The following is a 15,093-nucleotide window of genomic DNA, read 5'->3' on the forward strand; positions in this document are numbered from 1 at the left end:
GTGCCTGAGATGAGGCTGCACCGGTTGCGGCTCACCGCGTTCGGCTCCTTCCCAGGAGACGAGGAAATCGACTTCGACGCGCTCGGCGAGGCGGGGTTGTTCCTCGTCCACGGTCCCACGGGGGCGGGGAAGACGACCGTGCTCGACGCCGTGTGCTACGCCCTGTACGGTCAGGTGCCTGGCCAGCGCAACAGCGCGCGCCGCCTGCGCTGCGACCACGCCCCGGCCGACCGCGGGCCGAAGGTCGTGCTGGAGGTCACCGTGCGCGGCCGGCGGCTGCGCCTCACCCGCTCGCCCGTCTGGCACCGGCCCAAGCTCAGGGGCCAGGGGCTGATCGAGGAGAAGGCCAAGGTCCTGCTGGAGGAGCTGCTTCCCTCCGGTGAGTGGATGTTCCTGTCCAGCCGCGCCGACGAGGCCGGAGAGCTGGTGGGCGGGCTGCTCGGCATGAACGCCGACCAGTTCTGCCAGGTGGCGATGCTTCCCCAGGGTGACTTCGCCCGTTTCCTGCGGGCCGATGGTGACGACCGCCGAAAGCTCCTGGAGAAGCTGTTCTCGGTCAAGATCTTCAGCGATGTCGAGCACTGGCTGGCCGACCACCGCACCCGCACCGGGCAGGAGCAGCAGGAGCTGCGCCAGCGGGTCGACTCCGTCATCGACCACATGCGCGGCGCGGCGGGCCCGGCCCTCCTCGCGTCCTTGACCGCCCCGGCCATCGACGCCCACGCGGGCCTTGAGGCACCCGGCACGCTTGAGGCGTGCGATGGTCCCGACGGGCGGGGCGACCTTGGGGCGTACGACAGTTCTGACGCGCCGGGCAGGGTCAAGGCGCACGACGGTCTTGATGCGCACGGCGGGCATGGGGCGCACGACGGTCTTGACGCGCACGGCGGGCGTGGGGCGCACGACGGTCTTGACGGGCCGGGGCCGGAGGGGCGGGCGTGGGTCGGCGTGCGCGCGGAGCTCGACCCGCGGGCCGAGCCGCTCGAGTGGGCGCGGGCTCTGCTCGCCGTGGCGCATGAGTCGCTCGCCGGGCAGGCGGAGGCGCGGGCGGCGAGCGAGGCGATGCTCAGATCCGCCAGGGTCGAGCTCGAAGGTGCCCGCGAGCTGGTCCAGCGGCAGCGTGGCCACGCCGAGGCCCTGGCCCGCCGAGACGAGCTCGACAGGACCGCCGACGAGCGGTCCGACCTGGAGACCATCCTCGCGGAGGCGCTCCGCGCCGACCGGGTGCTGCCGCTCGTCCAGGAGGCCGAGCAGCGCGCGGAGGCCGCCGCCAAGGCCGAGCAACTCGCCGCCGACGCCATGGCCCGCGCCCTCCCCCTGCTACCCCAGCCCCCCGGCTGCCCTGGAGAACCCGCACGCGTGGTGTCGCCGGGCGCCCGTGCGGTGGACGGGCTGGGTCCCGAGCGGCTCGCGGAGCTCGAACGGGGGCGCCGTGACGAGATCGCCAGGCTGGAGGAGCTCCGTCCCGAGGAGGTACGGCTGGCGCGCGTCCGCGAGGAGCTGGCGCGGGCCGGGAAGCGTCTGGTGGCGCTCGCCGAGCAGGAGGCCGAGACCGCCGAGCGGCTCGCCGTACTGCCCGAGCTGCGCCGCGAGACCGGCGAGGCGCTAACGCAGGCACGGCTCGCGGCGTCCGGCCTCCCGCCGGCCCGCGCCGCCGTGGAGAGCGCCGCTCGCGAGCTCGACGCCGTCCGGCGCCGCGACGCGCTCGCCGCAGAGCTGGCCGTCACCCAGCGCGACCTGCTCCAAACCCTCATCGAGCTCCCCGCCCCTCTCACCGCCGGCCTTCCCGGCATGGACCTCCTCGACCCGCACGGCCTCCCGGCCGGCGGCGTGCCAGCGGCCGGGGTCAGGGAGGCCGCGAGGCAGGTGGGTGAGCGGCTCGGCGCGATCGAGCGTGCCCATCGCGACGAGCTTGCCGGGCTGGAGCTTCGCCGTGCCGACGAGGTCCGGTTCGCCGAGATCCACGAGAAGCTGACCGTCCTCGACGAGCGGCTGGCCGGGCTGGCCGACCGCGAGGCGGCCCTCGCGGACGCCCAGGCCGAGCTGCCGGCGCGCCTGGAAGAGATCGACGGGCGGCTCGCGGCGGTGAGGGCCGAGGCGGCCCGGATCCCGGCGGCGGAGGCGGCCTGCCAGGCGGCCGATGCCCTGCTGGAGCAGGCCGGGCGTCGAGACGCGCTGGCGGCGGAGCTGGAGGCGGCCGAGGGTGAGCGGCGGCTGGCCACCGACGAGGCGCAGGAGCTGCGCGACCGCCTCCAGTCGATCAGGCAGTCCCGCATCGACGGCATGGCGGCCGAGCTGGCCCGAGGGCTCGTCCCCGGGGAGGCATGCGCCGTATGCGGTTCAGCCGACCACCCCGCGCCCGCGTCCCCCGCTGAGGCGACGCCCACGGTCGACGACGAGCAGGCGGCCCAGACGCTGTCCGACGCGGCGCAGGAGGCCCGCCAGGCGGCCGAGGGCAGGGTCGCCGTGCTCTCCTCCCAGCTCGGCGAGGCGACCGCCCGTGCCGAAGGGCACTCGCTGGAGGCGGCTCTGGCCGCGCGCGGAGAGGCGGAGGCCGAGCTGGCCCGTCTGGGCGCGCTGGCGGAGCGGGAGCCCGGCCTCGCGGCCGAGGCCGAGCGCGTCCAGAGCGAGTTGGACACCGCCCGCACCAGGGCTCGAGAGCTCGATCTCCTCATGGCGGAGCACCGTGTCCAGCAGTCGGGTCTCCGTGAGGAGCTCGGCCGCCTCACGGCCGTCCTCGACGCGGCCCGCGACGGCGACGAGAGCGTGGCCGCCCGGCGCGACCGCGTGGACGGCCAGGCGCAGCTGCTGGTCACCGCCATCCAGGCGGCCACCCGCGTCGGCGAGGCCGCGGCGACATACGAAGAGGCACGAGCGGCCATACGGCGCGGCACCCTGTGGGCAACCCGGCACCACACCCCCAAGGACGACGCCACGCCGGCCACGGGGGAGCCGGCTGAGCGCGCAGAGGGTCCGGGCGCGGGGTTCGAGGGCGAGCCGGAGGCGGGGGATGCCGAGCGGGCGCTGGCGGGGGCAGAGGCGGCGTTGGCGGGGTTGCGCGAGGTCGCCGGGGGTGAGAGCGCGCTGGCGGAGGCCGTTCGGCGAATCGAGGCGGAGCTCGCCGAGCTGACTGAGCACGCCACGCGCATCGGCCTCGAGATCGCCGCCGAGCGTGCCCAGGAGAAGGGTCTCGCGGCCGACACCGAGCGGCTGGCCGCTCGGCTCGACGCCGCCAGGGGCGAGGACGCCACGCTGGCCGCGCGCCTGGAACGGCTGACCGACGAAGCCGAGCTGCTCAAGGATGCGGCGGAGGCCGGGCGGCTGGCCCGCTCGGCCGGCACAGAGCACGAGACGGCGCTCACCAGGGCAGAGAGCGCGGCGACCGACGCCGGTTTCCCGGGCGTCGCGGATGCCAGGGCGGCCGCGAGGTCGGCCGCGGCCCGCGATTCCATGGCCGAGCGGCTGCGCGAGCTGGACGCCGAGCTCGCGGCCGTGACGAAGCTGCTGGCCGATCCGGAGCTGGTCGCGGCGGCGGCCATGCCCGTCCCCGACGTCGCCGCGCTCGCCGAGGCGTTCGAAACGGCTGAGCAGCGGCACGGCACGCACGCCTCCGCCCGCGACCAGGCCGGGGCGCGGCACGACCAGCTCCTCGGGCTCGCCGAGACCCTCGAACGTACTTTCGCCGAGTGGCGTCCGGCCGAGGAGCGCCACCGTCTCGCGAAGCGGCTCGCGGAGCTGGCCGTCGGCACCTCCGCCGACAACACGCTCGACATGCGCCTGTCGTCGTACGTGCTGGGGGAGCGGTTGCGGCAGGTCGTGGACGCCGCCAACGAGCGGCTCGACCACATGTCCGGTGGTCGCTACCTCCTTCTGTACGACGTGCGCAAGTCCGCGGCCGACCGCAAACGGTCTGGGGGAGGCCTGGGCCTTCGCGTTCTCGACGGCTGGACCGGGGCCGATCGCGATCCCGCCACCCTGTCCGGTGGTGAGGCATTCATGACGTCTCTGGCCCTCGCCCTCGCGCTCGCCGACGTGGTGACCGCCGAGGCCGGCGGGGTGGAGCTCGGCACGCTCTTCATCGACGAGGGGTTCGGCACCCTCGACGAGGAGAGCCTCGACAGCGTTCTCGACATCCTCGACGAGCTCAGGGACGGCGGCCGGGCCGTCGGCATCGTCAGCCACGTCGGCGAGCTGCGCACCCGGGTTCCGGCCCAGCTCAAGGTGGTCAAGAACCGCTTCGGCTCCAGCCTTTCCGTGGCCGTCCCCGGATAGGCGCGCGATGGGTGGCCGGGACGGATGAGGTCGATGGCTTCATCTTGGCGTCAGGTGTGGCGCTAGGGTGATCCACTGGAAACAGGGGCACAGGGAGAGTCGCGGGGTGAAGATCCCAATGCCGCGGGGTGATCGGCTCACGGCGGTGATCGCGACGGGCGTCGTCGCCGTGCTCGGCGTAGCGGCCGTCGTCGTCGGCGTGGGAGTTTCCAGCGCCAGTCCCAAGCTCGCGGATGTCGGCGCCTGGCTGTGGAGCTCGGCCAGGGGCGCGGTCGTGCACGCCAACGGCCTGTCCGGCAGGGTCGACGGCCGCATCGAGAACGTCGCCAAGCCCGGCAGCCATCTGAAGGTCGACTTCGTGCTCAAGGCGAAGAATCCCGCGGGTGAGGGGCAGAGCACGGCCTCGGCCACGGCCGACCTCACCTATCCGAGACAGGCGTACCAGAACGCCAACAACGACCAGACCGACACGATCATCAGGCCCGGCACCGGCAAGACCGGCGAGGTCGGGAGGATTCCGAAGGGACAGTACCGGTCCATCACCGTGATCTGCCAGCTCAGGGGGGACTCGGTCACCGAGTCTGAGTCGGGCGAGACCAGTGTCGTCTGGGACCGGATCGAGTGGAACGGCGGAGTCGGCTACCTGAGCGACACGCTGATGAAGACTCCGCGTGGCGGCTTCCCCGCCGCGCCGTTGTTCCAATGCGACGACTGATCAGGGGGCCATGTCGTGAAGAACAGTGCGCACCAAAACCATTCCCAGCTCGGCACCACCCAGCACGGCACCACCCAGCACGGCACCGCTCAGCTGGGTACGGCACAGCTCGGCAATGCCCAGCTCGGCACCGGGCCACTGGGCACCGTAGCGCATGGCATCGTGCGCTACGGCGACGGCGGTCAGCAGCACGGGGGGCAGCAGTACGACGACCCACAGCCCCGTGACCGGCCGTACACCGGCAAGCGGTACGGGGACGCGCGGCCTGCGGCTACGGAGGAGCACACCGGTTACGGCGGCTCGCAACACGGGGTTACCGAGCAGAACGCTGGTAGCGGTGGTTCGCAGTATGGGGGTGCGGAGCAGGCCGGCCGGCCTTATATCCCCGAGTACAGTCCGCCTTCGTACAGCCCTCCGGAGCTACCGGGCGCGGAGGTCGGCGCACCGGCCTACGGGGGCGGTCAGTACGGCACCGGCCAGTACAAGCCGTCGGACCAGACGAGTGAGCCCGGAGGCGGGGGACATAGCGGGGCGCGTTACGGCACGGGGCAGTACAAGCCTGCGGATCTGGACGGCTCGGAAGCCGGCGCTCCGGCGTACGGCGCTGGCGGACAAGGACAATACGGGACCGGGCAGTACAAGCCGGCCGAGCAACCAGGTCCGGCCGACGCTGCCGGCGGAGGGTACGGCGGGGGTCCTTACGGCACGGGCCAGTACAAGCCGGCGGAGCTGAACGGCTCGGAAACCGGCGGCACGGACTACACCCGGCAACTCGGAGCCGGGCAGTACAGCTCTGCCGAACAACCGGGCACCGAGGTCACGAGCCCTGGTTACGGCGGCGCACAGTACGGCACGGGCCAATACAAGCCCGCCGAACAGAACGGCTCAGAGGCCGGTGCCGCGGGGAATGGCCTCGGGCCGCATGTCGCCGGGCAGTACAGGCCTGCGGAGCAGCCGGGTGCGGACGCCGGGGGCGCCGGGTACGGCGGAGGGCCGTACGGCACTGGCCAGTACAAGCCCGCGGAGCTGAACGATTCGGAGAATGGTGGTGCGGGGTACGGCGGAGGGCAGTACGTCGCCGGCCAGTACAAGCCTGCGGAGTCGAACGGTGCGGATGCCGGGGGTTCCGCGTATGGGGATGGAGGGTACGGGGCTGGGCCGGGGTTGAACGGTGCGGTGGCCGCCGGTTCGGGGTACGGCACCGGGCAGTACGGCATTCCTCAGTACGGGGCGGTTGATTCCGTCGGCACGGGTGGGGGTGCGGTCACCGGCCATACGGTCACCGGCCAGATAGGTGCGGTCACCGGCCAGATAGGTGCGGTCGCCGGCCACGGAGGTGCGGGTGCGGCGGGCGGCCGGGTGGGTGCGGGCGGGGATCCTGTCGCCGGCCGAGTGGCCGATTCGGTCGCTGGTCGCGTGGCGGAGGATGCCGTCGCCGGTCGGGTGGCGGGGGATGGTGTCGCCGGCCGGGTGGCCGGAGAATCGGTGGCTGGTCGGGGGGAGGCGGTCGCGGGGCGGGTGGCTGCGGGGCATGGGGATGTGGCGGCGCTCGCGGTGCAGTTCCAGCAGCGGTTCCATGCCTTGGCGGGGAACATCGAGCGGGTGATCCGGGGTAAGCGCGAGACGATCGAGCTCGCCCTGATCACGCTGTTCTCCGAAGGGCACCTTCTCATCGAGGACGTGCCGGGCACCGGCAAGACGACGCTGGCCCGGAGCCTCGCGGCCAGCATCGAGGCCGACCTGCGCAGGATCCAGTTCACTCCTGACCTGCTCCCCTCCGACATCACCGGTGTCTCGATCTTCAACCAGTCGAACCAGAAGTTCGAGTTCCATCAGGGCCCGGTGTTCGCCCACATCGTGCTCGCCGACGAGATCAACCGCGCCTCGCCCAAGACCCAGGCCGCGCTGCTGGAGGTCATGGAGGAACGGCGCGTCACCGTCGATGCCGAGCCCCATCCGGTGCCTCGGCCGTTCATGGTCGTGGCCACCCAGAATCCCGTGGACATGGACGGCACCTACCCTCTCCCGGAGGCGCAGCTCGACCGTTTCCTCATGTGCGTGTCCGTCGGGTATCCCGACCACGCGTCGGAGGTGGAGGTGCTGAAGGGGATGCCCACCGGCCCGCAGGTGGAGCGCCTTCCCCTCATCGCGCGTGCCGCCGACGTCGGGGGGATGATCGACTTCGCCACCCGCATCCACGTCGCCGACTCGATCTACGACTACGTCGTCGCCGTGGTCAGTGCCACGAGGCGATCACCCGAGGTCCGGCTGGGGGCGAGTCCCCGGGCCAGCCTGGCGCTGCTCCGCGCGTGCAGGGTCAAGGCGGCGGCGGCCGGGCGGCACTTCGTGATCCCCGAGGACGTCAAGGCGCTCGCGGCTCCCGTGCTCGCCCACCGGCTCATCCTCACCCCCGAGGCAGAGATGCGCGACCGCACCGCCGCGGCGATCGTCGCCGAGACGCTGGCGGCGACTCCCGGCCCGCAGGCGCTCGCCACGGTCTGACGCCGTGCTCACACAGGACACCCCCATGCGAGACATCGACGACCGACCCGCGCCTGACGGGCCTTGGTGCCCAGGTGGCTTGGTAGGCGCGCGGAGTGGTGTGGTGATTCGGGGCGGCCGGGGAGTGCTGTGCTGACGCGGTGGGGCGGGGGCGTGCTGGTCGGCTCGATCGTCCTGTACGCGGTGGCCTTCGTGCTGGGCTATCCGGAGCCGGTGGTGCTCGCTTCCGGCGGGGTGGTAGGCCTGATCGGGGCACTGCTGTGGACGCTGCCGCAGGCCAAGCTGGAGGTCCGCCGGGAGGTCACGCCGCTGAAGGTGTCGCGCGGCGAGGCGGCCGTCGCCGTACTGCACGTTCACAACCAGGGCCGATGGGGTCTGACCGGGTTGAGGGCACGCGACCGCGTCGGTGCGGCCGACCAGGTGGTGGACATGCCCCGCCTACGCCCCGGTGCCACACGCGTCGTGTCGTACACGCTGCCCACGGAGGCGCGCGGTGAGATCGACGTGGGGCCGCTCGCGGTGGTGCGGGAGGACCCGTTCGGTCTGACCCGTAACGTCATCGAGTACGGCGGGAGCGCGCTCGTCCTGGTCCGGCCGCGCACCGTGCCGCTGGCGGTGCTGCCGTCCGGCCGGGCCCACCACCTGGAGGGACCGAGCGGCGACCGCGCTCCCAGCGGCACCGCGACGTTCCACACCCTGCGTGAGTACGTCAGGGGTGACGACCTGAGGCATGTCCACTGGCGGTCGAGCGCCCGCACCGGCACGATCATGGTCCGCAGGCTCGTGGACGCGAGCCTGCCCATGACGACGGTGGCCCTGGACACCCGCGCCGCCTCCTATGTCTCGGCCGACTTCGAGCTGGCCGTGGAGGCGGCGGCCTCGGTCGCGGTGGGCGCGGCGCGGGCCGGATTCCCCGTGCGCGTGGTCACCGGTGAGCGAGGCGTACTGCTCGATTCGAAAGGTGGTACGGGCGAGGCCGAGGTCCTGCTGGACGGGCTCGCCGTGGTCCGGCTCTGCGCCGACCCCGCCGCCGATCCGGTACGTCTCGTCCGTCCGGGAGGTTCGCTGGTCGTCGTGACCGGGGAACCGGGCGCCGTGGACGGGGCCGCCGCCGTTCGCCGGCGCCACGACCGCACGATGTGCCTGCGGATCGCTCCCGTCGGCGGACCCGTCTCCGCGCCCGGCGTCACCGTCATCGACGTACCCGACCTGGAGACCTTCGCCACGCGCTGGGCCCGAGCGGCCCGGCGATGACCATGGGGATGAGGGTCGTCGGATGACCATGACGGACACAGGCCTCAGGCCGCCCGCAGTGGACAGCGGCCCGGGGACGACCATGGGCGACAGGCGCGGTGGGGCGAGCGTCGCCGCGGTGGTGCTGGTGGCGGGGCTGGCCGGGGCGGGGGGATGGGGGTTCAGGGGGGTGTTCGACCCGGCCGACCTGCTGCCGGTCGTCGCGGTGGCGGCGGTCGTCCCCGTGCTGCTGTCCGTGCTCACCAGGAAGCGGCCATTGTGGCTGTCCCTTCTCGCGCAGGTGGCCGTCTGGTCGGTGACGGTCTCCGCCACGCTGTTCCACGCGACCGCGCTGGGCGGCTACCTGCCGTCGCCGGAGGCGCTGTCCGGGATCGTCTCCGGGCTCCTGAACTCCTGGCGGGCACTGCTGACCACGATCCGTCCCGCTCCCGGGGAGCCACGGCTGCTGGTGGTGGTCCACTTCCTGGTGTGGCTGGCCGCGCTCGCGGGCGCTGAGATCGTCCTGCGCTCACGTACGCGCGTGCGGGCTCTACCCGCGCTCCCTGCCCTGGCGGTCTTCGCGATCGCGCTGCCGTTCGGCGTGGACGGGCAGGGCTCGGTGATGCCCGTGGCCGGCGCGCTCGTGGCGCTGGTCGCGGCGCTGGCGATCGTGGGAGGTGACCGTGGCAGGGTGCGGGTGCTCGCCGGGGTTCCGGTCGCGGCGGTTCTCGGCCTGGTGGGCGTGCTGCTGGCCCCGCTGCTGCCGATCGGGCGAGAGCCGTACGACCCGCGCACGCTGATCGACCAGCCCGCCGTGGTGCCGTTCGACAGCGTCAGCCCGCTCGACAGGGTCTCCGCCTGGCTTCAGGTGCCCACCACGCCGCTGTTCACCGTCAAGGCGTCCCGGCCCGAGTACTGGCGCCTGGCCGTGCTCGACCGCTACGACGGGGTGCGGTGGTCGTCCTCGGCGCGGTTCCAGACGACGGGCGGGCGGGTGCCGTCCGGGCCGTACCGGGGTCGGTACGAGCTCGTGGAGCAGACGGTCACGCTGGAAGGGCTCCCCGGAAGCCGGCTGCCGGCCGCCGACCGCCCCGTGGCGGTCTCGGGCATCGGGGTCGCGGTGGACGGGGCGGGCTCGCTGCTGGCCACCGCCCGCGAGGGGACGGCGGGCAGGTCGTACCGGGTCACCTCGCACGTGCCGCGCCCGACCACCGAGCAGCGGCGGGAGGCCGTGCCCGCCGGGGCACCTCCCGCGCTGCCGCCGAAGACCGGCGTGTTGCGGTCGCTGGCCCAGCGGGTGACGAGGAACGCGCGGTCGCCGTACCAGCAGGCGTCGCTGCTGGAGCACTACCTGCGCACCAGCGAGAGGTACGACGTGAAGTCGCCGCCCGGGCACGCCCTGGCGGCGCTGGAGTACTTCCTGCGTACGACCCACAGCGGGACCTCCGAGCAGTTCGCCGCCTCGTTCGCGCTGCTCGCCCGTACGCTCGGGCTGCCGAGCAGGGTCGTGGTCGGCTTCCGCCCGGGGACGCCGCGGGACGGCACCTTCCAGGTGCTCTCCGGTGACGTGCTCGCCTGGCCGGAGATCGAGTTCGAGGATCTCGGGTGGATGGCCTTCGACCCCACCCCGGAGCGAAGCGGCCCGCAGGCCACGCACGACGTCGTGAGCACGGCGGTCAAGGAGCGCCGGCAGCTCGCCGAGCAGATCGGCGGGACCTCGGCCAGGAAGCCGGGGCCGTCCGTCACCCCGGCCCCCGGCGGGGGTGATGACGCCGCGCGGTCGCGGGGGCCATCGACCGTGCTGGTCATGTCGAGCGTCGTCGGCGTCGCGCTCCTGCTGTACATGCTCGCGGTGGCGGTCGTGCCCGTGCTCCGGCGGGGGCGCCGGCGGCGGGGTAGCCCGGAGGAGAGGGTCTTGGGCGCCTGGCGGCAGGTTTGCGAGGATCTTGGCCTGGCGGGGGAGACGTCGCTGACCGCCTCCGAGGTTTCGGAGCGCGCCGTGCGGCGGGTGGGGCCCGAAATATCAGCTCATATCGTGCCACTGGGTGAGTTGTTGAACTTCGTGGAGTTCGCTGGGCGGAAGGTCGGTCCCGAGGCGGCGGAGGAGGCGTGGCGCCGTTCTGACGAGGCCCGCAGGCTCCTCCGGCGCGGCACGCCCCCTCTCATCCGCGTCGCCCGCCGCCTCCATCCCCGCTCCCTCCGGCGTGGAAAGCCCGCCCAAGGGAGCTGACCGACGGAGGCCGGCTGGCGCGTCACATGCTGTTCAGGCGGTTCAGGAGGTCGAGTGGGGTGAGGAGGTAGGCGCCGATGATGAGGGCCGCGGCGGAGATGAGCAGGAACAGGAAGACGAAGAAGCCGCCGGGAAACGGGGTTAGCCGCGCGAGCTGGTCGGCGTCCGAGTCGGGTGCCCTGCCGTGCCGCCGCTTGCTCCGCAGCTCCAGGATCGGGCGGATGCCCCCGATGAGGAGGAACCACGCGGCGAGCTGCGCGCCGACGGACTGCACGTCGGCCGGCGCGAACCAGGAGAGCGCGAACACCGCGCCGCCGATGGTGAGCAGCGCCACCACGCCGAACACGTTGCGGATCATCAGCAGCATGCAGGCGAGCAGCACCAGGACCGTCCAGAGGAGGATCGTGATGTATCCCGTGGCGGTCAGCCAGGCGGTGCCCAGCCCGAGCAGCGAGGGGGCGACGTACCCGGCGCCGGCCGTGAAGATCATGCCGGGACCCGTCGGCCGTCCCCGGGTCAGGGTGACGCCGGAGGTGTCGGAGTGGAGACGGATCCCCTGGAGCTTGCGCCGGGTGAGCAGGGCCACGAGCGCGTGGCCTCCCTCGTGCGCGACCGTGATCAGGCCCCTGGAGATGTGCCAGGAGGTGGGGTAGACGACCACGCCCAGGGCCACGAGCGCGGCCAGAGCCGTGATCCACATGGGCGGGCCGGGCTGCACGGCGGTCAGCCGCGCCCAGAAACCGCTGAAAGTCTGCAGGGTCCACCTCCACTGAAAAGCTATGTCCGCACGGCCGAGGACGCGCGGACATAGCGTCGCATGATCTGCGGCTAAGGGTCTTCCCCGTACTACTAGAACAACATTCGGGATCCGGGGGCTGCCGTGCGCGGGCCGGCAGTCGTCGGGTACGGTGCTGGCGTGCTCGTCGAGGATGCCGATGTTCCGGGATGGTGGGGTGCGCTCGGGCTGCCCGGCCTGGTCGACGTGCATGTCCACTTCCTCCCGGAGCGCATGGAGCGGCGCGTCTGGCACCACTTCGAGAACGGCGGCCCGCTGGTCGGGAACGGGTGGGACATCCACTACCGCGTGTCCGCGGAGGAACGCGTGGCCCGCCTGCGCTCCCTCGGCGTGCGCCGCTTCACCGCCCTCGCGTACGCCCACAAGCCAGGCATGGCCTCCAGCCTCAACGAGTGGACGCTCGGCTTCGCCCGCACCACCCCCGGCTGCGCACCCACGGCGACGTTCTTCCCCGAGCCCGGCGTCATCGGTTACGTACGGCGGGCGCTCGACGAGGGCGCACGGGTGTTCAAGGTCCACCTGCAGGTAGGCGCGTTCGACCCGCGCGACGAGCAGCTCGACGGGGTGTGGGGGCTGCTGGCCGAGGCCGGGATCCCGGTGGTCGTGCACGCCTCCTCGATGCCGGTGCCGGGCAGGTGCACCGGCCCCGGCCCGATCGCCGATGTCCTCGCGTCCCATCCGGCGCTGGGCGTGGTCGTGGCCCATCTCGGCATGCCGGAGTACGACGAGTTCCTCGACCTGGCCGCCCGTTTCCCCAACGTGCGGCTCGACACGACGATGGCCTTCACGGACTTCGCCGAGGCCACAGCCCCTTTCCCCGCGAGGCTCAGGCCGCTGCTCCGAGATCTCGGGCTCGCGGGGAAGGTCGTCCTCGGCTCCGATCTGCCCACCATCCCCTATGCCTACGCCCACCAGTTGCATGCTCTGGAGAGGCTCGATCTCGGAGACGAGTGGCTTCGCGCGGTTTGCTGGCACAATGGGAACCAGGTTCTCGGAAAACCCCTCTAAGCTGGGTTAATGCCAAACTCCCGTACACCGGCGTCACGGGGCGACGAGCATCGACAAGTGATTCGCAAGTTCTACGACGCCTTCGCAGCCGGTGACATCGATGCCATGGGCCGGTGTTACCACCCGGACATCAGCTTCGGCGACCCCGTCTTCCTGGAGTTGGAAGGCCGTGAACGGGTCATGGGCATGTGGCGCATGCTCATTGGGCGCAACCCCGGCACCGAGGTCTCGGCCCGCGAGATCGAGGCCGACAACTACTCGGGCACGGCCCACTGGACGGCGAAGTACGTCTTCTCGCAGACCGGCAGGCGTGTCCTCAACGAGGTCGACGCCCAGTTCCGCTTCGAGGACGGGCTGATCGTCCGTCACCACGACCAGTTCGACTTCCGCCACTGGAGCAAGATGGCGCTCGGCCGGCCCACCGGGGTGCTGCTCGGCTGGACGCCGATGCTGCGCCGCAAGGTACGGGAGCGGGCGCGCGGCCAACTGGAGGAGTATATGCGGAGCAATTCGCCTATATCAGGCTAGGGTCTGACACGGGCGGATCGCACCGATGCCGGGTTCGCGCCGTCCCGACAGTCCCCAGGGGAGGTGGGCCGTGCCGGAGCGTCGTGTGCGAGGGCTGAGAGACCTGATGCGAGTGCCCGTACGTGGGGCCGATCACGAGGTGGCGCCCGAGCACTCCATGGATCCCCGGTCCAAGGAGGCCGACGCCCCGGCGCAGCAGAGCGTCATCGACAACGCCGTCTACGTCAACGGCCAGCGCGTCGACACCCCGCCGTCGCTGGCCGAGGCCGTCGCGGCCCTGCGCCTGCGGTCGGGGAGCATGGCGTGGATCGGCCTCTACCGCCCGGCGGAGGCCGAGATCCTCAAGGTCGCCGAGGAGTTCGGCCTCCACGAGCTGGCCGTCGAGGACGCCATCGTCGCCCACCAGCGGCCCAAGGCCGACCGGTACGGCGACACGCTCTTCCTGGTCCTGCGCGCCGCCCAGTATCTCGACTCGCCGGAGAAGGTGGAGTTCGGCGAGCTCCACGTCTTCGTCGGGCCGGACTTCGTGCTGACCGTCCGCCACAGCGAGGCCCCGGACCTCAGCAAGGTCCGCCGCCGCATGGAGAACGACCCCCATCTGCTGCGGCAGGGCCCGCAGGCCGTCCTCTACGCGATCCTCGACGCGGTCGTCGACGGGTACGCGCCGGTGGTCGCGGGACTGCAGAAGGACATCGACGAGATCGAGGTCCAGGTGTTCGGCGGCGACCCCGCGGCGCCCAGGCGCATCTACGCACTGTCGCGCGAGGTGATCGAGTTCCAGCGCGCCACCCGGCCGCTCCTCGACATGCTCACCGGCCTGATCGCCGGCTCCCCGAAGTACGGCGTCGACGGGGAGCTCCAGCGGTACCTGCGCGACGTGGCCGACCACGCGATCACGGTGGTGGAGCGGGTGGACAACTTCCGCCAGATGCTCCAGGACATCCTCATCGTCAACTCGACGCTGGTCAGCCAGGCGCAGAACGAGGAGATGAAGAACGTCACCCAGGCGAGCTACGCCCAGAGCGAGGAGGTCAAGAAGATCTCCTCCTGGGCGGCCATCCTCTTCGCCCCCACCCTGGTCGGCACGATCTACGGCATGAACTTCACCCACATGCCCGAGCTCGGCTGGGTCTACGGCTACCCGTTCGCCGTCGCGCTGATGGCGGCGGTGTGCGGCACCCTCTACCTGATCTTCAAACGCCGTAACTGGCTGTGATCCCCACTAGGGGATGATCCCGGCATTTCGGGTAGGTCCGGCGTATGGAGGATCGTGTGCTGGAACTGCACGCCATCGCGATGGACGAGTTCGGTCTGCGGGTGGCGATGATCAATGACGACGCCTGGAACGCCCCGACCCCGTGTTCCGAGTGGAGCGTCCGCGATCTGGTCAACCACCTCGTGATCGAGCAGCTGTGGGTGCCGCCGCTGCTCGCGGGCAAGACGGTGGCCGACGTGGGCGACCGGTTCGACGGGGACCAGCTCGGTGAGGACCCCGTGGGCCGGTGGACCGAGGCCAGCGTCGGGGCGCAGCGCGCGCTGGCCGAGCCGGGAGCGCTCGACCGCGAGGTCCACCTGTCCTACGGGACGGTGGACGCCCGGCGCTACTGCATGGAGATGGCCAGCGACCTCGCCGTCCACGCCTGGGACCTCGCCCGCGGCCTCGGGGTCGACGACCGCGTCGACCCCGAGCTGATGGCCGAGGTGTACGGCTACCTGTCGCCGATGGCGGGGGCGCTAGCGGGAAGCGGCATGTTCGGCGACCCCGTCCACGTGCCGGACGACGCCGACCCGCAGGCCCGTACCCTCGCC

12 protein-coding genes are annotated in these 15,093 nt (G+C 72.2%); 9 read left to right on the top strand and 3 right to left on the bottom strand.

What is annotated here, in order from left to right:
• Window positions 1–9: 9 nt before the first annotated feature.
• Window positions 10–4,272 (top strand): AAA family ATPase, encoded by a 4,263-nt coding sequence (locus tag AB0O34_RS25690; protein ID WP_363919447.1) that lies wholly within the window; start codon window positions 10–12, stop codon window positions 4,270–4,272.
• A 106-nt stretch (window positions 4,273–4,378) separates the two neighbouring features.
• Window positions 4,379–4,987, top strand: a complete 609-nt coding sequence (locus AB0O34_RS25695; protein ID WP_363919449.1) for a hypothetical protein — start codon at window positions 4,379–4,381, stop codon at window positions 4,985–4,987.
• Here the strand turns inward: AB0O34_RS25695 and AB0O34_RS25700 are convergent, their stop codons facing one another.
• Together AB0O34_RS25700 and AB0O34_RS25705 are read right to left on the bottom strand one after the other, a co-directional pair.
• Window positions 4,988–5,272 (bottom strand): hypothetical protein, encoded by a 285-nt coding sequence (locus AB0O34_RS25700; RefSeq protein ID WP_363919451.1) that lies wholly within the window; start codon window positions 5,270–5,272, stop codon window positions 4,988–4,990.
• Between the two features lie 600 nt (window positions 5,273–5,872).
• The gene (locus AB0O34_RS25705; RefSeq protein WP_363919453.1) at window positions 5,873–6,565 is read right to left on the bottom strand and encodes a hypothetical protein; all 693 of its coding nucleotides are present in this window, start codon (window positions 6,563–6,565) and stop codon (window positions 5,873–5,875) included.
• Here AB0O34_RS25705 and AB0O34_RS25710 point away from each other — a divergent pair.
• From AB0O34_RS25710 to AB0O34_RS25720, 3 genes are all read left to right on the top strand, one after another.
• Window positions 6,527–7,489: a MoxR family ATPase gene (locus AB0O34_RS25710; RefSeq protein ID WP_363919455.1), complete on the top strand. Its 963-nt coding sequence runs from the start codon at window positions 6,527–6,529 to the stop codon at window positions 7,487–7,489. The genes AB0O34_RS25705 and AB0O34_RS25710 overlap by 39 nt on opposite strands.
• A gap of 129 nt (window positions 7,490–7,618) precedes the next feature.
• Window positions 7,619–8,743 (top strand): DUF58 domain-containing protein, encoded by a 1,125-nt coding sequence (locus AB0O34_RS25715; protein ID WP_363919457.1) that lies wholly within the window; start codon window positions 7,619–7,621, stop codon window positions 8,741–8,743.
• Window positions 8,744–8,765: 22 nt separating this feature from the next.
• Window positions 8,766–10,952, top strand: a complete 2,187-nt coding sequence (locus AB0O34_RS25720; RefSeq protein ID WP_363919459.1) for a DUF3488 and transglutaminase-like domain-containing protein — start codon at window positions 8,766–8,768, stop codon at window positions 10,950–10,952.
• A gap of 22 nt (window positions 10,953–10,974) precedes the next feature.
• On the opposite strand, the gene AB0O34_RS25725 is transcribed toward AB0O34_RS25720, so the two are convergent.
• The gene (locus tag AB0O34_RS25725; protein WP_363919461.1) at window positions 10,975–11,652 is read right to left on the bottom strand and encodes a M50 family metallopeptidase; all 678 of its coding nucleotides are present in this window, start codon (window positions 11,650–11,652) and stop codon (window positions 10,975–10,977) included.
• A 216-nt stretch (window positions 11,653–11,868) separates the two neighbouring features.
• Between AB0O34_RS25725 and AB0O34_RS25730 the strand changes: the two genes are divergently transcribed.
• The 4 genes from AB0O34_RS25730 to AB0O34_RS25745 form a co-directional block, all read left to right on the top strand.
• Window positions 11,869–12,756: an amidohydrolase family protein gene (locus AB0O34_RS25730; RefSeq protein WP_363919463.1), complete on the top strand. Its 888-nt coding sequence runs from the start codon at window positions 11,869–11,871 to the stop codon at window positions 12,754–12,756.
• A gap of 57 nt (window positions 12,757–12,813) precedes the next feature.
• Window positions 12,814–13,284, top strand: coding sequence for a nuclear transport factor 2 family protein (locus tag AB0O34_RS25735; protein WP_363919465.1), 471 nt, complete (start codon window positions 12,814–12,816; stop codon window positions 13,282–13,284).
• A gap of 70 nt (window positions 13,285–13,354) precedes the next feature.
• Window positions 13,355–14,500, top strand: coding sequence for a magnesium and cobalt transport protein CorA (locus tag AB0O34_RS25740; protein ID WP_363919467.1), 1,146 nt, complete (start codon window positions 13,355–13,357; stop codon window positions 14,498–14,500).
• Window positions 14,501–14,544: 44 nt separating this feature from the next.
• Window positions 14,545–15,093, top strand: a 549-nt coding sequence (locus AB0O34_RS25745; protein ID WP_363919469.1) for a TIGR03086 family metal-binding protein, incomplete at its 3' end; no start/stop codon positions are given.

The organism is Sphaerisporangium sp. NPDC088356 (genome assembly GCF_040685555.1).
Taxonomy (GTDB): Bacteria; Actinomycetota; Actinomycetes; order Streptosporangiales; family Streptosporangiaceae; genus Sphaerisporangium.

What these genes read in the sequence shown, in the direction of transcription:
- AB0O34_RS25705 (WP_363919453.1), bottom strand. Translation starts at nt 6,565, where the DNA reads ATGGAACCGCTGCTGGAACTGCACCGCGAGCGCCGCCACATCCCCATG.
- AB0O34_RS25720 (WP_363919459.1), top strand. Translation starts at nt 8,766, where the DNA reads ATGACCATGACGGACACAGGCCTCAGGCCGCCCGCAGTGGACAGCGGC.
- AB0O34_RS25690 (WP_363919447.1), top strand. Translation starts at nt 10, where the DNA reads ATGAGGCTGCACCGGTTGCGGCTCACCGCGTTCGGCTCCTTCCCAGGA.
- AB0O34_RS25725 (WP_363919461.1), bottom strand. Translation starts at nt 11,652, where the DNA reads ATGTGGATCACGGCTCTGGCCGCGCTCGTGGCCCTGGGCGTGGTCGTC.